Raw genomic sequence first — 19,017 nt, 5'->3', positions numbered from 1 at the left:
GCGCGCCAACGCCGGTCTTGATCGAATACCTGATTCCGTGATGATCATCCTCGGGAAGGTGCGCCCACTTTCAGGCCGCCTCCTCGGGCCTCATCCACAGGTATTGATCATTGCTCACGCGAAGATCCGAACAATAACTACGTGGTGCTCATCGATGAGTTCAACCGGGGCAACATCCCGAAGATTTTCGGCGAATTAATCACACTGATCGAGAAGGACAAGCGCGGCGTAACGGTCCAGTTGCCGCAAAGCCGCGCCAACTTTTCCGTCCCTGCGAACGTCTACATCGTCGGCACCATGAACACCGCCGACCGCAGCATCCACCTGCTGGATTCCGCCCTGCGGCGGCGATTTCAGTTCATCGAGCTGCTGCCCGACAGCGACTTGCTCGAAGGCAATAACGTCGATGCTCTCGCGCTCGACACCTTCCTGGACGGCCTCAACGAGGAGATTCGCAAGCGATTCGGGCGCGACAAGCAGATCGGCCACGCGCTGTTCTATCAGAACGGCGAGATCATCAATACGCCTGAGGATTTCGCATCGGTATTCCTGTACGAACTGCTGCCTCTGCTGCAGGAGTACCTTTATGACGACTATCGCGCCCTGGGAGAGCTGCTGGGTGGGGTGATTGATGTCGAGGCGCAACGAGTCGCCGACATAGCGAGTGATCCCCAGGCACTATGCGCTGAATTGGCAAGCAAGTTCGGCAGCGCCTCGGCCTAACCATGTTTCAGACAATCGAACTCGTCGAGTACGAGTCGCGGCGCGTTCGGGCCACCCGTGGCCCCACCACCGCCGACCTGGAACTGGCTGCGCGACTATCGGCGGGCGGCGATCTTGACCCCCGACTTGAGATTCGGTGGCTGGCCAGCGGGGACCTGGAAGTGCGAGCATCCTCATGGATCGGCGTCGCACGTTTCTCCTCCGTCGAGATCCGGGTAGTCCCCAAATTAGCCGGGGGAACGCTGCGGGTGCTGCGCATGCTCGAATACACCGCGGGTGTGCGGCTGCTCGCGCATCTGCCCATAGACCGCCAACTGCCGGCCGACGGCACCGACCTCTTCGAACTCGTCGTCATGCTGCTGATCGAAGAAACCAGGCAACTCCTGCGGGACGGACTGATTCGTGACTACCGACCCGTCGACGACACACTCGATGTGATGCGCGGGCGGCTGCGAATCCGCGATCAGTTTCTCCGCCGGTACGGAACGCTGCATCGGCTGGAATGCCACTTCGACGAGTACGACGGCGATGTCGTGGAGAACCAACTGCTGGCCGCCGCCTTTGCCGCGGCCAGCCCGCGGGTACGCGACCCCGACGTGCGGTTGAACGCTCAGTCACTCGCAAGCCTGCTCGCCGGCATCTGTGTTCCGCGCACCCGCGACCCCGACTGGTATGCGCGCAGGATTGTCTACGGGCGGCTCAACGACCGCTATCGGCCGGCACACGAGTTGGCGGTTCTCGTCTTGAACGGCCTCGCGTTACGCGACCTGTTCGATACGTCATCCGGACGAGTCACGGCCTTCATGCTCAACATGAACGTAGTCTTCGAACGGTTCGTCACCCGCCTAGTCGACGACGCGCTCGCAGGCAGCAGACTGCGAGCTTCCGCCCAAACGTCTTATCGCGCGGTCATTCTCGACGAGAACACCGGACAGAACTACAGCACGATCCGCCCTGACCTGGTCATCACCGACACCGAAACCGGGCTGACCGTACCGGTCGACATCAAGTACAAGCTGTACGACTCCAGGAAGTTCGGTCCGGGTGATATCTACCAATTGTTCCTATACGCATATGCGCTCGGCGACGACGAGTCACCGCGGGTGGCGGGGTTGATCTACCCGACGACTGCCTCGACGTCCGGACCGGTCCTGCACATCGCGCCGCATGCGGGTGCTGTCGGGGCACGCATCCGGGGAGCTGGGTTGAACTTGCCGGCTACCTTAGACGCGCTCGCTGAGTCGTCGACAGAGTCCGTACATGCTTCGGTGCGCGCGATGATCGAGACGATCACAGGCTTGGCCGCCGCGATTGCTTGATCCCGGCACATGGCCGGGACACTACGCCTTCAGATACGCCGTGATCGATACGTTCTGGTATCTGGCGAGATTCCGCTGCGCGTCCAGAAGTACATCTTCGAGACTTTGTAGCTGCAGTGCCGCTTCAGCAACCGCGGCATCGCCATCAGATCGTCGGCTCCGATAGTCGATGTGGACCGTCCCAGGTTTGATGCCGGCTTCATGTTTGAGACATCGCCGGCTGGGACGTCGGTAGTTGAGCGTAGTAGGCACTCTCGTATTCGACGGGTGGGACGTAGTCCAGCAGGCTGTGCAGGCGCCGGTTGTTGTACCAGTCGACCCATTCCATGACCGGGTACTCGACGTCGTCGAGGGTGCGCAGCGGTCCGGCGCGGAACGGGCTGTCGGGCCCGAGTGCTTCGGTCTTGAACAACCCCATCGTGGTTTCGGCCAACGCGTTGTCGTAAGCATCTCCAATGCTGCCGATCGATGCCGCGATCCCCTCCAGCACAAGAGTTTCCGCGAACGAAATCGACGTGTACTGCGACCCGGCGTCGCTGTGATGAATCAACCCATCATCGACAGCATGGCCGTAGTGATCGCGCCGCCACAGCGCCATCTTCAACGCCGTGGTGACCATCGCGGTGTCCTTGACCGCCGACACCTGCCAGCCGACGATCAACCGCGAGAAACAGTCGATCACCAAAGCCACATACACGAACCCCGACCATGTCGGCACGTAAGTAAAGTCGGTGACCCACTTACGATTTGGTGCCGCAGCAGTGAAATCGCGGTCCACCAGATCCGGTGCCCGCAAGGCATTCCTGTCGGCGATCGTCGTGCGATGTTTTCGACCCCGCACGATCCCCGAGAGGCCCTCGTCACGCATCAGCCGATCCACCGTGCAGCGAGCCACGTCGATGCCCTGACGACGCAGATGCGCGGTCATCTTGCGCCGACCGTACATGCCTTCGGGTGCGTCGACGGTGGCCAGCAGCGCGTCGGTGACCTGGGCATCGGTCAGGGTCCGGACCGAGGGTTCGGCGGTTTTCCAGTTGCGGTAGGTCCGTGGGGCGACCTGCACACCCAGCTCACGCAGGGCTGTGCAGATCGACTCGACCCTGTGGCCGGCCGCCCGCATCTGGTCGATGAATCCGCAGATCAGCGGCGGCGCGGGTCGGTGAAAGTCGGCCCGGGACGCGGTGACAACCGTTGGGGCTGTTCCGTTTTCCCGGGCCGCTTCCCGAACCCGGCGTGCACCTTTCAATGCACCGGGCTCTCCACAAGACCCGGTCAGGCTGCTGTGGTGTCCTCCTCGGGGGTCGGCCAGGGCGAGGGGATGACCGCGCCGCGGTAGCGGTAGCGGGTGGTGCCGATCTTCTCCAGATCGATCAGCATCCGGTCCTCGGTGGTTGGCCACCAGCCGCCGCCGCAGTAGCGGCGGCGCAACTGTTTCCAGGTCGATTTGCGGTGTTTTCGGCGCAGCCAACGCCACACCGTCTGCCACGTGTAGTGGCTCAGGTAGGAGAAGGTCGCCGAGGACACCCCGGCCCGGAAATATCCCGCCCAGCCCTGCAGCGTCGAGTTGATCCGGCGCAGCAGGTCATCGAGCGGCTGGCTGGGTTCGACTGTTCGGCGCAGCGTCTTGATCTTCCGTTTGACCGCCAACACGGACTTCGTGGACGGATGAACGTAGACGTAGCTGCAGCTGGTGCCTCGTTTGCGGCGACGCTGGATGTGCCACCCGAGAAAGTCCAGCCCCTCGTCGATGTGGGTGATCAGGGTCTTATCCGGCGACAGACGCAACCCCATCGTCGCCAACACGGCGGCGATGTCCTCCCGTAGTGCTTCGGCCTGGGCTCTGGTGCCCCGCACCATCAGACACCAGTCGTCGGCATAGCGGACCAGCCGAAAGTTCGGCTGCCCGTGACGAAGTCGTCGAGCACGCTCCACCGAGCCGGTGGCCGGACCACCCGGCAACCCGGCGATGTGTTCGTCGAGCACCGACAACGCCACATTGGCCAACAACGGCGAAAGAATCCCACCCTGCGGGGTTCCGGCGGTGCTGTCCGCCAGCAGGCCGTCCTCGGTGAAGATGCCCGCCTTGAGGAACGCCTTCACCAATCCCAGGACACGGTTGTCCCCGACGCGTCGACGCACCCGGCCCATCAGGGCCGTGTGGTCGATCTCATCGAAACAGGCCTTGATGTCTCCCTCAACAACCCAGTCGTAACACCGGGGACGTGTTGCGAGGTAACGCACTTCGGCCACCGCATCATGAGCGCGGCGCTTCGGACGGAAACCGTAGGAACACGGCAGGAAATCCGCCTCGAAGATCGGCTCCAACACCAACTTCAACGATGCCTGGACCACCCGATCGGTCACGGTGGGAATCCCCAAGCGGCGCAACGCACCACCGGTTTTGGGGATCATCCGCTCGCGCACCGGCAACGGGCGGAAACTGCGGTCCCTTACCTGCGACCGCAGTTCATCGAGGAACGCCTCGATACCCTGCCCAGCCGTGATGGACGACGCGGTGCGTCGATCGACCCCGGCCGTGGCGGCACCCTTGTTCCCGCTGACCCGATCCCACGCCACCAACATGAACGCGGGATCAGTGACGAGGTTGAACAGATCGTCGAACCGGCGATGAGGATCATCGCGTGCCCAACGGTGCAGCTTGGTCTGGATCTTCAGTACCCGTTGCCGCGCCAGCATCAGCGCCAACTCCAGCTCGTCGGTATTCACCGGCGACATAACGTCATCTCCTGATCTTCCAATTTCCGCACTGCATGTCTTGCTGGCCCCCTTCGCCCTGTGACCGCCTTTCTCGGTCTCCACGGCGGGCACGTCACCGCCCGCGACTACTACGAAGCCTCCGCCCCACCCGAATGCGGTTCCTTGACTCCGAACCCGAGTCGTCACACCCGCCCCGGCTGGCTGCCGGAAACGAAATGAACGGTCCCGCAAGGTGGTTCCCACGTTCACCAGGTCATCGATTGGTCAGGGAGGCGCCCAGCTCTACTCCGGCAGCATCGCCATGGTTACGCCGCAGGCCTTCACCGTGGCCTCCCCACCGCTGGAACTAAACGGCTTCGGAGTCAAACCCCACCCGCTCGGGTTCGTGCACTGCACACCGGCCCATATCCACCAGATTGGAGCCGGCTTCGCGGTTACGGAGCGTCTGACACTGGTTCGCTTACGCTGCACCTTCTGACCTTGCTCGACAAGCCCGCACCGTCTGGCAGTGCCGGCACGGCTTGCCTTCTCGGGACCGCTTGCCACCGATCACCGTCGTTCCCGGCGATCGGCTGCCCCGATGCTTCCTCAGGCCGCTGCGACGACCCGAAGGAGACGGTCTCTCACCGCCTCTCGATATACCCAGCGCCTCGTGGCGCACAGCTCCCGCGCGAAGAAAATCGAGGCCGACTTTAGAATCTCATTGGCCTCTTTGAGATCGCGCACTTCCCGCTCAAGGTCTTTGATGCGCTGCGCCTCCGCGGAGCTGACACCCGGACGCTCGGCCGTGTCGACCTGGGCCTGCAACACCCAGCGGCGCAACGACTCAACACCCACCCCGACCTTCGGGCCGATCGCCTGGCACGCGGCATACACCGACCGATACTCACCGAGATGATCGAGCACCATCTTCACCGCACGCTCACGCTGCTCGACCGGGTAATGCTTGGGCACAATCGCCATCCTTCTCACAGAAGGAAGCGGCATCAAACCCGGGACGGTTCAATGCGCAGCGCATCCGCTTTTAGGGTGTTTATCCGCAGATTTAGCCTCAGCCTCGGAGTATCTGCAGCGCCGCACGCCGCGAAAGTTCCTCATGGTGCCGACCATTCCGATGCGACCGCAGGCACCCATAGCACGATGTCTCTTCACCACAGTCGCAGTCCGTTACCCGCTTGATGGCAGACTGAATGACGAGTCCGATGTTCTCGGCGATGCGCTTCGCCGAGCCTGCCCCACCCGGCACCGTGTCGAACAGGACAATGCTGCGCCGGTGGTCAGCGCTCCATGAGAGTGCACCGTCGATATCGTCACGGCTGATCTCCAGCCCGTACGAGGCGCCCTCCAGGATCGCGTAGAGCGATGACAGCCAGTTCGCCTCCTGATCCTTCAGATACGGAATGCCGTCGAAGGTGAACTCGGCAACGTCTGATTGGTAGCGGTGACCGAGCGAGATCTTCTCCAGCGGCCCATCGCAGTCGCGGCCGTTGTCCGGTCGCTCATGCTTGCGGCGCCTGCTGCCCCGCTCGGCCGCATTCGCCCAACCGCACCATTGGCAAAGCTGGAATCCCTCACCGGTGCCGTCGGAAACGACGGCCAGCCAGGCTCGCACCCCAGCCCGCGCGTTCACTTTCATTCCGTTTGGCCCGGACCACTCGTACAAGCCGACTTCGTCTCCGTGGGTTTCGATGTAGCTCCCGCCATGCCATCGACGTTCCGGTGGAGCGCTGCCGATATCCCGTGCAGCGTTCGCGGCGACGAAACCGAATTCAGGAATGATCAGAGTCCCAATGGATTTAAACGGCTCCGAGCAGCTCGGACACGGAACCCTAGCGTCAAGCTCCGTACCCCGCTCAAATCGACTGCACGGATTGCAGATTCGATACTTGTGGCGGAGGAGTTCTTTGCCAGGGCGCTTTTTCAATCCAGCTGATGTCCATAGCTTTCCGCCAGCGACCACTTGGTTTCCGGGCGCATAGTCATAGATCGCTAGGGAAAGATCTCGGTCGAGCTCAAGCTTCCGACCCACCGCATCGGCCGCGTTGATGGTGCTCAGCCCGACGGTGTCGACCGGGAAACCATACTTAGGCAGGATGTTTCGGTTGCCGAGATAGCCAAGAAGCTGCCGGTTGATGATGGTTCGTTTGGTGTCTTCTAGTTGCTTGCTCAGTCCAAACTTTCGCGCTTTTACCGACTCGTCGATGCGCTCTTCGATATCGGCAACATCCTGGACCAGCTCCTTCTGCACCGAATCGAGCAAATCGACGAACGGACCGACCCAGCTGCCGTCATGGACGCCAATGTCGGACTGCACGGTCTGCGGGAGCGCCTCACACAACGCAGCCTTAACATCCGCGGGAACCGGCGTCAGGAAGTCACGCACTCGATCCGCAGGTGACATCCCGCTCTCTGAGTCTGGGGTGAAGAACTGTCCGGCTGTCGTCCACTTTTCGTCATACCTGTCGAAGCGGTGTCGGAAGTAGGCGGCCAGAGCGACCGAGTGTGCGTGCCGACGGGCGATCCGGGCGTTGTCCACGGGCACCCACGGAATACGCATCCGGCCGGCGATCATCGATGTCGGATCCTGGTACTGCGCAAGGTCATGCGCCGAACGATTCGCGTAGGTGACCACCAACGCGGCCGATGCCGCGCGGCGGCCGGCACGCCCAGCCCGCTGCACATAGTTGGCAGTCTTGGGCGGCATGTTGCGTAGCATCACCGATTCCAGATCGCCGACATCGACGCCGAGTTCGAACGTCGTCGAGCAGGACAGTACGTTGACTGCACCGCTGACAAACTCGCGTTGGACATCAGCCGCTTCTTTCGCAGTCCACTGGGCGGTGTGCTCGCGGGCGCTCAGCGGCGCAGTGTTCATAGTCTGGTACACCGCACGGTAATGATTTGTGTCCTCGGCAGGCTCAGGAAGCTCGAAATGTTTTAGCCTGCCAGTACATCTGCTGTTGGGGCAGATGTCGCGGACGGAGAACGCAGTGAGCAACCGGCAAGTGTCGCACTGATACCACTGGCACTCAGCGCCATTGGCGACAGCAAGCATGGTGTGGTCGAGCTGATAGACCTGCCCACCGAGTGCTCGGTCAGCTTCGCATACCAGAAGCCCGCTCGACTCAAGCAGCTTCCAGCAGCCCTCCAGAAGCCGTTCGGGGGGCGTGTCGTTGTTGAGGTCTGCGAGAACCTTCCGAAGGAACGTCACCCGGCTATTTGTCGTGCCGGTGCCGCTGGGACTCCAGCTGATGATCTGCTTTGCGCGATCGGATCCAGTAGAACGCATCCGCACGCGTGTGTTGCGCGGCGCGAAGCGCTCATCCTTCACATCGACGCGATCAAGCACGGTGATGGCACCTTGCAAGCGAACCGTCTTGACCAGCTCGTTGAGCAACCCCCAGGCTTCGTCTTCGGTCAACCCGAGCGAGGTGAATCCGCGCATCGGGATGGGCGCAGCCGGCCTCAGCGCCACTCGCATCAGGCCAAGGCCTTCGAGCGACTGGCGGGTCTCCAAGGTCATCAGCTCGCCTGATATCCACTGGTGAACCTCTTGGGTGATCTCGATTTTCCCCATGCTGCGTGGGAAATGCACTGCTGCATCGGCCTTCTCGCGGGTCAGAACTGCGAGGTCGCGGACCGTGATGTCACCGTCGGCATCGGGATCCCGCAATGCCTGGGTGATGTAGCGGCGTTCGAGCATGCGGGTGTATGTGCGGTCAAGGTAGGGAGCCGCGAAGGCCGCCGCCTGGCGGGAGTCTGAAAACATCAACAGTTTGCGGCCGCCGCCGACCTGGTCGGCCGCTTCGCCGGCGGCTTCGGGCAGCTGCTGATACAGCGCAGTGGTGACGACCGCCGGGGCCGCATTGACATCGGTACGCAGCCGTCGGGCTCCCTGGCGGGTCTGCGTACCGCACTCGGTGCAGCGACTCATGACGCGCGTCGCGCGGGGATGCTCACGCACCAGGAGGAGCTGTCCCCCGCTGCAGGTCGCCGATGGACAGGCTGCGGCTGCCGCATCCGCGAGAAGACCGCATCCGGTACACAGCCGCCGCGTCGTCGGATCCGATGCGGCCGCTCTTGCCTCCGTCTCCGCCAGAGTCTGTTCGTCGTCGTCAATGAGTACTTCGCCTTGTTCGTCTGCGAGCACGAGCCAGTTCACTGACCGATCGCCGGTCTTGGACGGCACGAAATGCTCGTGTCCGTCGTGCCGTTCCACCTCTCCTGCCAGGTGGACAGCGCCACAGCGCGTACAGGTTCCGAACTCGAAGGCAGCGCGCCCCGTACCAGGGTCAACCTCATGGCGCCCGAGGAAGATGCGTGGACCGTCATCGTTGAAACTTACGAAGGCCCCTTCGGTAGCGCGGACGAACAGGTGGTAGCGGGCCGAGAGCACCGGATGGCCACTCTCATCCTGAACGCTGCTCCCCAGATCAACCAGCGCATCGAGTTTTTCAGTCGAATGATCGTCATCGGGCCACAACCGTTCGCGGAGTGCGCGAGCATCGATCGGTCCATTACTGAGAGCGCTCTTGAGTTCCACCATCGACTGTTCGCTGGCTAATGCCTCTGCGGGAGCTGTCCCGGACGGGATGACAGTGTCGAAAGTGATAGTGCCACGTCGCAATTCCAGTAGCTGCTCGTCGGTGAGGCGCCAATTTGGGGTCGGTGTGTGCTTTTTCCGGACGGGCTCGACCAGATCCTGTCTGGCACTGTCTCCGTCCGCGTACTCGAACTTCGCGTCGAAGAGGTTGGTGGCGAATTCCATCGCCTCACCGCGCGGATCGTTGCGAACGGACCCATTCAGCGAGGCGGATGTTGCGATGCATTGGAGGTTGGCACCAGGTGCGACGCGTTGTTTGAGCCGCCGCATCAGGAGGGCCACTTCGGAGCCTTGCGCACCGTCGTAGACATGCGCCTCGTCCATCACGATGAAGCGCCACGTACCTGCGTGCGGACCGTCGAACAAGACCATATCGGCCGGGCGCAGCAACAGGTACTCGAGCATCGCGTAGTTCGTCAGCAAGAGATTCGGCGGTGTCGCCTGCATTTCCTCACGGCTGAGCAACTCGTTCGGGAGGCGCCTCGCTCCCGGATTACCCTGCAAGAACTCCGCTTCCGCGGCGCGGGCCTCGGGCAGCGTCTCGCCGGTGTATCGACCAAACGTGATCTCCGGGACTGCACCCAGCACCGCCCGCAGCCGCTTGAGCTGATCATTGGCCAGCGCGTTCATGGGGTACAGCAGGAGTGCCCGTACGCCGGGTCCCAACGTTCCGCGTGCCGACTCATCTATCAACGAATTGATGATCGGGATGAGGAAGCTCTCGGTCTTTCCGGATCCGGTTCCGGTGCTTACGACCAGGTTTCGTCCGGCGACGAACTTTCGTATGGCCGTCTCTTGGTGGATGTAGAGACTTCGATCGAGCGGGAATGATGGCTCAAGGCGAGCAAAATTTGGATGCAGCACGCCCTGCTCAATGAGCTGTCGACAGGTCGCACCAGTTTCGTAAGGCGGCGTCATCTCGAGGATGGGTCCCTTTGTCAGCAGGGTGCTGGCATCGATTTCGGCATCGAACGCCGCGGCCAATTGCTCATCGCGTGGCGCCAGGAGCGTCTTGAGGTAGCGCTTATAGCTGCCTTCAATCTGCTTGGCGGTTTCAAGCGGGTCGAGTCGATCGATCATTCGTCATCTCCAGTGAGGTCACCGCGACGGCCATAGAGCACCGCGGCTTCTGCAATAAGCAAGTCATTGGCCACCATCGTTGGGCACAGCTGCGCCAGCTGGGCCCAATCCCCCAGTAGCCCCGTGTTCAAATAGCGGCCTTCGATCCGGCCGCAGGCCTGCAGTCTGGCCAAGAACGCCAGCGTCAACGATTCGACCGACATCAGCATCCACGGGTATTCGGCAAGGTCGATCCCCATTAGCCGGTCGATACGCGTCGTGATCGTCTCCTCGGCCAAGAGCGATGCACGTTTGATCGGCTTCACCGCAAAAGCCACTTGCTGAGCGAAGTTTGACGACCAACCTGAAGCCATCCACTCGCTCCGATGGGTCAGCGCCTCATACACGCCTACACGCAGATTCTCCGGGTGCAGCTGTGCGCGAGGAACCTGCTGAAGTTCGCGCATCTTGGCATCCACGCGATTTCCCGGCACAAAACTCAGTTCCAATGCGCTCGAGTCCAGGCAGGCTCGATCGAAACTTGCTGCCTTGCCTGCCCGTAACAGCTCGGTCAACGGCTCGCCACCCCGGTCCCTCAAGTACGCAAGGGTTTCGGCTCGCTCCGCCGGCACCTCACGACGACGGTTGTAAAGCGAAGGCAGATCGGCAAGTTCCACCATGCAGCCGAACCACGGGTGGAAGTGGAGCTCATTCAAAGTCTCTTTCGCCGTGAAACCACGGTTCACGATCTTGCTGCGGATAAGCATGGCCATCTTGTCGCCCGCCGGAATAGTGCTGTCACCCAGGCATTCCAGAGCTCGTCTCGGATCATCGACTAGCAGGTCGGTCAGCCCAGCGAAGTGCTTCCGCTTCCCGTCCGCGTGGAGCTGAGCGAGTGCTGTCCATACCTCGGGGCGCGCACCGACATCGATCGGTGGCTCGCATAGGGTGGCGATATAGCACGAGAGCTTCGCCTCGTACGGCGTTCCATCCTCACACCAACCCGGCTGCTCAACTGGGAAGGCTGCTGCCGGCGGAACCGGAGGTGGATCACTGAACACCCAGGGGTCGTCGACGAACAGCTGACAGCGCAGATCCCCTCTGCCGATGAGATGGTCAGGCAACGAGGCCCTTCCGTCTACGACAGGGACGATCTCTGCGGCCCGCCACGGCGCCGTGCTGTTCCAGACATAGACCGCCAGGTCTTGTACTGCCGCTATATCTGTGAACTCAAGTGCGTCGTTAACCAGGCTTACACCGGAAGCCAGCAGGCGAGGCTGAGAGGACAGCACCGGCACCTCGACAGGTCCCGCGTCGGTGTGCAGTGTCGCTACCACTCGACCCGAGGGATGGTTGCGCACCGTGTCCGCGAACTGCTGGGTACTTACCTCGAACACATCGCGCTGGCGCCGTCGCGGCCGCCGGTCAATCTGCAGCAGGTCGCCAAGATCGGAGACGTATCCGAATTCCATGTTGTCCACGCCAGGTGCTCGGACGGCGACGAACCTGTCCTGAGCGAAATCGTCGGGGTCACACGCGTCGGGTGTCATACGCCACGTCGCCGGGACACCAGCCTCACCGCTTCGAATCTCGACATGCGGGGGACGAATCAGTACAACTTCTGTGGCCTCGTCGTTGCTGAGCTCAATCTTGGTCTCAAGGTCACGGTGTCCAAAAATGTACGGGCCCAGCGGTTCTACCGATAGACCGTCGCTGTCCACGACACAGGTGCACGTCGACAAACCCTGGGTGACGGGTACCCGAATCATGGGGTCGACCGTCGTGTTGACGCCTTCGGCCAAGAACAGGACGCAGCGTGCATCCGCACCCATCGGGCCAGTCACCAGAATCTCGAACAACCCGAGCTGGAACGTCTCGTCATCGTCGAACGGATCAATGCACGTTTCTTCGACTTCGCTCAGCCACTCCTCATCGACAATCCAGTGGGAATCGCCGAAGCGCCGTACCCGAACGGTCCATCGAGGAGGCGGATCCGTGCGCGACGCTGGCAGCATCACCCACGGCCGCTCGTTGTAGAGCGTCCTTCCATCCGACGCAGCGAGGCCGGGCACCGAGTCTCCGAGCTGGAACCGCGGGCGCGCGTCCTTTCTGACCGATCGGTCGGTACCGACTGCCACACCGTCCCGCACCAACCGAAGTGCGTCGACGTCGTCAAGCTGGACGAAGGCGCTTCGCCAGCCGTACCAGCCCGCCGGGGACCCACTGTCGTCGTATTGCACCGGGTTCTCGGTGCGTGCATCAACCAATTGGTGGTCGTCGGGAAACACCGCCCACACGCAGTCTTTGAGACCGTCCCGCCGTGGAATCCAACGCCCCTGCTGATCGAATGTGAGTAGCGGATCCGTTTGCACAACGAGCGGAATTGCCGAAGCGGCCCCCGCTTCCGGATGGGAAACGATGGCTTCCCGGATCGGCCCAGGTATTGCCGCTCGCGCAACGGCCGTTTGGCTGTCACCACCCCAGCGTCGAGCGGCATGAACATCGCGCACGTCGCCGTCGAACGACACCCGCCAGGGCAAATCCGATCCGCTGGCAGGAGTCGACATCTCCAGCACTATCTCGTCATCGTCGACCACGTAAGTGATCCGGGGATGGAAAGCGACGTCCACAGCGCGTCGCTTCCGCTCGAAGCGCAGCGGAGCATCCTTGAGCTGGTTCACCAACTCGTCGAGCAACACACGGGGCAGACCCGTATTCGAAGCATCGAGCTCATCGCGCGCCAGTACGTCGGGATCCCTGATAGTGGCCCCGATGAACTCGATAATGCGGTCGAGGATGTCGGCCGCGAACTCTGCACCATTCTCGAGAAAGTTCCGGACGGGCACATCCAGTGCTGCCGCGCGGTATTCCTTTCCAGGTTCTTGGAGCCATTCCATCAGCGCGGCCCCCGTCGCGGGGCGACCCTGGGCGATGTGATCGTTGATGATCGTCAGCAGGTGCGACATCGAGTTCACGGGCATACCCGCATGCAGCGCCAACATCATCACGTACCTACGCGAGCTGTCGCGCTCGATATCCGGGAATCGTGCCAGGGAGAACTTGTCGAGAAGATCGACGACGCTTCGCCGGATCACCCGTTCAAACTCTGCGTCCCGCGCAATGCCAAGCTCGTCCCAGAAACTTTCCCAGTACGCGCCGTGATCGTAGGCGAGCGATGCATGCCCGACGAGGATCATGAGTGTGAGCGCTGGATAGCGTTTGATGATCGACTGGTACGAAACGTCTTGCTTGAGCAGGAGGAGGGACGCAGCGCCGAACTTGCGCTGAGCCTCGCGCACCTCATCAGGAGAGAAGTCGGTTTCGATGACAAGCTTTGCCGGCTGCAGGCGCGTCCGCCATTCATACTCTGCGTCGCTCATCCAATCCGAGAGCGTCCGGGTGTCCGACACGATGCCTCCATTTGCCACTTCGGAGGCACTGTAAGCCACATCACTGACACTAAATGGAGGCGCCTGGGTCACACCGCGGCAAATATTGACGTCGAGTAAAGTCAACGCAGGTCAGGGCCCTAAGACGGATGCATCCGGTGCGCTAACCGTCACGCCACCGCAGCCCGCGCGCCCAAGTACACCTCCGTCGGCATAGCTTGACTCAAGCGCCAGGTGATCGCCATCGGCCGCTCTCCCTCATGTGAGATGTAGTCGGCCGGGCCCAGGAAGATGTACGGTGCGCCATCACCCAGCGTGGACTTCTTGGCCTCCCGCACGAATAGCAGCACATGTGACCCTCGGTCGCGGTGATGGATATAGCGCTGCCCGGTCGGTGACTCGGCGGACGTGGTCGACTGCGACTCCCAATGGAAAAGCTCTGGGCTCAAAGCGAAGTCGCGGTACATGGTGGTCGGCGAGTAGTCGGTGTCGGACTTCTTCAGCGTGATCAGGAACACGTCGGCGTTGACCGCCTCACACCAGGCCACCCCTTCCCGCATGGTGGCCGGCGTCCGCTTATCCGACACCCAGCCGAGCGCCGCAAGGATCTCCTCCCGCGAATACGTGGCATGCAACGCCAACGGCACCTCGGCCAACTCCGGGACCACGTCGCCCACCGCCGCCGTGCTGCGATGCGCGGCATCGAAGGCGATGTCGATGACCTGGCGCATCTCGTCGGCGACGCTCTCCCGCCGCACGGCATCGAGTCCGGCTGCGGCACCATCGAATCCACCACCGTTCGGGAACAACGAATAGAACAGCATGGCCGCCAGCCGCTGCTCCACCACACTGCTACCCGCGTCACCGCCGGCCAGCAACGCGCGATACGCGTCCGAGCGCTGCCGATCATCCACGTGTGCCAGCGCCTTCACTCGCTTGACCAGCTCGGCCTCCCGCTGACCAGGCTGCGCCCCCAGCTTCCCGGCGGCGCGGCACAGCGTCGTCCACGATCGGTCGGTGCGCAAAATATCCTCCAACCCCCGCCCGGATTCGGTCAGATACGACGCCAGACGGTCATTCGGATGCGCCCGCACCTCCGATACCAACGCCGACTTCTTCGGTGCGGCCTGCTGGCGCACATTCTCCAACACCAGATCCCGCGCCACCTCGTCGAGCACGATCTGGCTACCCGACGGCAGGAATGGAAAGCCGTCCTGCACTTGCCTTTCCAGCTGCCTACGCCCCAGCCCGGTCAACGCACGGAAGCGTTGATCGAACCGGAACTCGCGGCGCTGATGCCCCACGAAGTCCAGCGCGGTCAACACCGTCTTGTCCTTGGTGAGCCGCAGCCCGCGCCCCAGCTGCTGCAGAAACACCGTCGCGCTCTCGGTAGGCCGCAGGAACAGCACGGTATCGACCTGCGGAATATCGAGGCCCTCGTTGAACAGGTCGACCGCGAACAGGACGTTGATCTCCCGATTACGCAACGCGGCCAGCGCAGCCCGCCGGTCATGGGTCGACGTCTCCGCGGACACTGCTCGGGCCGCAATGCCGGCGGCAACAAACTGCTTGGCCATGTAGCGAGCGTGTGCCACGTCGACACAGAATCCGAGCGCCCGCATCTCCCCCACGTCGGAAACCTTGTCCCGCAACTCTTTCAGCACAATCCGAGTACGGGCGTCGTTCCCGGTATAGACCCCGCTCAACTCGGCAAGGTCGTATCCGCCGCGCTTCCACTGCAGGGCTTCCAGGTCGGTGCCGTCGTGGATGCCGAAGTAGTGAAACGGGCACAGCAGGTTCTGCTCCAGCGCATCCCACAGCCGCAGCTCGGCGGCGACCCGGCCCCCGAAGAATTCCCGCACGTCGACCCCGTCGCCACGCTCGGGCGTCGCGGTGAGGCCCAACAGCTCCATCGGCGCGATGTGCTCCAGCAGCCGGCGGTAGGACGCGGCTTGGGCGTGGTGGAACTCGTCGATCACCACGATGTCGAAATGCCCGGGTTCGATGCCGGAAAGCCGGTCCGCCGTGAGGGATTGGATGCTGGCGAATACGTGACGCCAGCGGGTGGGCTGGTCCCCGTCGACCAGCAGCTCGCCGAACACCGGGTCGGTGAGCACCTCCTGATACATCCGGCGGGCCTGGGTCAAGATCTCCTTGCGGTGCGCCACGAACAGCAGCGTGAGGTCGCGGCCATGCACCTCCTGAACGAGCAGGCGGTAGTCCAGCGCGGCGATCACCGTCTTGCCGGTGCCGGTGGCCGCGACGATCAGGTTGCGGTGCCGATCGTGCAGCACGCGTTCGGCGTCAAGCTGTTCGAGCAGTTCGGCCTGATACGGCTTGGCCGCCACCTCCAACCCGGACAGGGTGATCGCGTGCGGATCCCGCGTCTTCTTGCCGGAGGCAACCTCCAGCGCCCCGCGCAGCTTGTCGCCGTCGTCGTCGGGTCGGTACGGCTCGAATTCCCGGTTCTCCCAATAAGAGTCGAAGGTGGTGCGGAACTTGTCGAGTAGGTGCGGGGTGGCGATGGCCGAGAGGCGCACATTCCACTCCAGTCCATCGACCAGCGCGGCGTGCGACAGGTTCGAGGACCCGACATACCCAGTGTGAAAACCGGTATTACGGCGCAGCAGCCACGCCTTGGCGTGCAGCCGGGTGCGGTCGGTTTCGTAGTTGACCCGCACCTCGGCTCCGAACTCGTCGACCAATGCATCCAGTGCTCGCGCATCAGTGGCACCCAGGTAAGTGGTGGTGATGACCCGCAGCGGCACACCGCGTTCACGCAACTCAGTGAGCTCACGTTCCAGCAGCCGCAGTCCCTGCCATTTCACAAACGCACACAGCAGATCGACGTGGTCAGCGCTGGCCAATTCTGTACGCAGCTCCGCGGCAAGCGTCGGCTCATTGCGGGCATTGGTCATCAGCGCCGCATCCGACAGCGGTGTCGCCGGCCGTGGAAGCTTCAGTGCGCCCAGGGTTCTCGGGGTCGCCGCGTCGAGTCGCCGGATCTTGGCCATGTCATCCTGGTGCAGGGCGTCCTGCAGCACGTCGGGATCACCGAGTACGCCGAGGATATTGCGTAGCAGCTGTGCACGGGCTTCGGCGTTACCAGCGCCGCGTAGCTGGCGCTCGATCAGCGGGGTGAGATGCCGCGCGATCGTCAACGCCTGCTCGGCCTCATCGACCGTGCCGAGTTCCGGATGTAGGTCGGGCCGCTGGGCCAGGGCGGCGTTGAGCCGCTCGGTGAGCAGAGATTCATACAGTCCGGCATCCACGCGGGCAGGGTAGCGCGGCGGTCGCTCTGTAGACATGGATTGATCACCCACGCACCCACCGATGTCGGACAATTCAGTTCGGCGGCAACCACGCACGCGCAGTACAGCCCCATCCTCAGGTTATGCACCGGAGCAGCCGCCGCCCCAGGTAGCCCGGTTCATACGGCAGTACCGTCTCGGGCCGTACCGGGTACTTCTCCGCACTGACCACCGAGTCATCGACGAAGCAGCCGCCGGAGTAGGCGCTCCTATATGTGCTGTAGGTTCAGCGGAACGGCACCTCATGCGCCGGAACCCAGACCACCCTGCCCCGCATCCAGCTTCCGTCGGCAGCATCGGCCCATCACACAGGGTGCGCGGCTGGCTACCTAAAAATCCCCACGGCACAGACTCGCATCCCCGGCGTTGCGCTCGCTGGTGGCGCGAACGCCATTGTCGCGGCGGCGGTTACGGCGGCCACCGATATTCGACGGCGTACCCATCCGGGCCTACTGTGGGAATTGGACGACCTAGTCAAATAAGGCGGGCCATGGCGAGGGACGAGGCGGCACACACCGGTGCGGGGACCACCCGGCACCGCCAGTCTCTCGTATCACAAAACCCCCTCGCCACCAAGGCATTCCAGCCCACCGCCGCACGTCCAGGGAGAACCAGCGCCACAACCCAGGAGGCTCCACCATGGCTGATGCAGTATCGCTCCAGACCGACATCTCCGGCGTCACCGCCAACGGCATGCCCGAACCCTGGCGTGCGGTCCTGGCCCGCCACCCCCGCAACATCGGCGACATCGTCGACGACCCCAACCGCGGGCCGTGGAACTCCGTCCACAACGGCCAGAACTACCAGGGCACCTTCGACGCCTTCGAACAGCAGGTGACCACCGCCGAGCAGATCGCCTGGGTGCACACCTTCAGCGACGGCATCACCCGTGACAGCGGTGACGTCCTCATCGAGCTCATGGAGTTCGCCATCCAGTGGCGCAAAGCAAACGGGCTCCCCACCACCGCGAAATGAGCTGAGCGATGACCACTTTCAGTGATATCGCCGCCAACATCTCCGGGGTCTACCACGTCCGCCACGCCGTCCTGACGTTTGCCGGCACCTGGGCCGCCCCAGGCACCGGCTACCCCTCCGATATCGTCCACGCCGCCGACCCCGACCTCGTCTTCGAAGTCCCCATCCAGGCACCCTGGACCTTCGGGCCCATCCCGCCGGGCACTCCCCTGTCCCCCAGCTACGCCGAATCGGTGCGGATCGCGGTCACCAACGCGATCGGCTGGATCAACAACTACCCGAAGCAGACCTTCGCGCTCGGCGGCTACAGCCAGGGCGCCGAGGCCGCCTCGCGGGTCCTGGCCGAGATCATGACCGGCAGCCTGCAGTGGGCCAAGCCCAACCTGATCGGCGGCTATACCTTCGGCAACCCGTGGCGGATGCGCGGCCACACCTTCCCCGGCGGCACCGACCCGGGCGGCCGCGGCATCGCCACGACCAACCTGACCGCCGCGCAGATCCCCAAGGACAGCAACGGCATTGACACCTGGTGGGACTTCGCCAACCCCGGCGACCTCTACACCACCACGCCCACCAACCAGGCCGGCGCCGACATCAGCGCCGTCTACAAGGCCGCCGTCCAGCTCGGCATCAGCATCAACGCGGCCCTCGCGCTGATCGCCGGTCTGACCGGGCAGGGCAGCCTGGCCCAGCAGGTGCTGGCGTTCGTCACCGATCCGATCGTGGGCGGCCCCGCCCTCGTCGAAGCCATCGACCGGGCCGTCGCTTTCTACGCCACCAACCCGCCGACACTGCCCCACATCACCTACGAGTACGTCGACGCGCTCCCCCACCAGAGCTCGGTGCAGGTGGCCACCAGCCACCTCAACCAGATCGCGGCGGCCACCGCAGCGCGGATGGCGGCCTAACGCAACACGCCC

General features: G+C 63.2%; 10 protein-coding genes. 4 read left to right on the top strand and 6 right to left on the bottom strand.

Annotated features, from left to right (window positions below; translation table 11 throughout):
* Nucleotides 1-141 precede the first annotated feature (141 nt).
* Nucleotides 142-723 (top strand): AAA family ATPase, encoded by a 582-nt coding sequence (locus ACJH6I_RS26130; RefSeq protein ID WP_406784765.1) that lies wholly within the window; start codon nucleotides 142-144, stop codon nucleotides 721-723.
* Between the two features lie 2 nt (nucleotides 724-725).
* Nucleotides 726-2,042 (top strand): McrC family protein, encoded by a 1,317-nt coding sequence (locus ACJH6I_RS26125; protein ID WP_406784764.1) that lies wholly within the window; start codon nucleotides 726-728, stop codon nucleotides 2,040-2,042.
* A 199-nt stretch (nucleotides 2,043-2,241) separates the two neighbouring features.
* On the opposite strand, the gene ACJH6I_RS26120 is transcribed toward ACJH6I_RS26125, so the two are convergent.
* The 6 genes from ACJH6I_RS26120 to ACJH6I_RS26095 all read right to left on the bottom strand — a co-directional run bounded on the left by ACJH6I_RS26120 (nucleotide 2,242) and on the right by ACJH6I_RS26095 (nucleotide 17,083).
* A complete protein-coding gene (locus tag ACJH6I_RS26120) occupies nucleotides 2,242-3,288 on the bottom strand; it encodes an IS3 family transposase (protein ID WP_406784763.1) in 1,047 nt (348 codons plus the stop codon).
* Between the two features lie 26 nt (nucleotides 3,289-3,314).
* Nucleotides 3,315-4,769 carry a group II intron reverse transcriptase/maturase gene (gene ltrA, locus ACJH6I_RS26115; RefSeq protein WP_226522163.1) on the bottom strand — a complete coding sequence of 485 codons (1,455 nt, stop codon included), beginning with the start codon at nucleotides 4,767-4,769 and terminating at the stop codon, nucleotides 3,315-3,317.
* A gap of 579 nt (nucleotides 4,770-5,348) precedes the next feature.
* Nucleotides 5,349-5,723: a transposase gene (locus ACJH6I_RS26110; RefSeq protein ID WP_406784762.1), complete on the bottom strand. Its 375-nt coding sequence runs from the start codon at nucleotides 5,721-5,723 to the stop codon at nucleotides 5,349-5,351.
* An 88-nt stretch (nucleotides 5,724-5,811) separates the two neighbouring features.
* A complete protein-coding gene (locus tag ACJH6I_RS26105; RefSeq protein ID WP_406784761.1) occupies nucleotides 5,812-10,443 on the bottom strand; it encodes a DEAD/DEAH box helicase in 4,632 nt (1,543 codons plus the stop codon).
* Entirely contained in the window at nucleotides 10,440-13,832 is a 3,393-nt protein-coding gene (locus ACJH6I_RS26100; protein WP_406784760.1) for a hypothetical protein, read from the bottom strand. The genes ACJH6I_RS26105 and ACJH6I_RS26100 overlap by 4 nt, the downstream gene beginning before the upstream one ends.
* A gap of 149 nt (nucleotides 13,833-13,981) precedes the next feature.
* The gene (locus ACJH6I_RS26095) at nucleotides 13,982-17,083 is read right to left on the bottom strand and encodes a DUF3427 domain-containing protein (protein ID WP_406784759.1); all 3,102 of its coding nucleotides are present in this window, start codon (nucleotides 17,081-17,083) and stop codon (nucleotides 13,982-13,984) included.
* A 678-nt stretch (nucleotides 17,084-17,761) separates the two neighbouring features.
* On the opposite strand from ACJH6I_RS26095, the gene ACJH6I_RS26090 reads away from it, so the two are divergent.
* Entirely contained in the window at nucleotides 17,762-18,097 is a 336-nt protein-coding gene (locus ACJH6I_RS26090) for a hypothetical protein (RefSeq protein ID WP_406784758.1), read from the top strand.
* An 8-nt stretch (nucleotides 18,098-18,105) separates the two neighbouring features.
* Complete coding sequence (locus tag ACJH6I_RS26085; RefSeq protein WP_406784757.1) at nucleotides 18,106-19,005, top strand: hypothetical protein; 900 nt, start codon at nucleotides 18,106-18,108, stop codon at nucleotides 19,003-19,005.
* The last annotated feature ends 12 nt before the right edge of the window (nucleotides 19,006-19,017 follow it).

The sequence above is a fragment of the Mycobacterium sp. SMC-13 genome (assembly GCF_045311035.1).
Classification (GTDB): domain Bacteria; phylum Actinomycetota; class Actinomycetes; order Mycobacteriales; family Mycobacteriaceae; genus Mycobacterium.
The sequence above is the reverse complement of the archived record's forward strand: the minus strand, read 5'-3'. Positions and strand labels throughout refer to the sequence as shown.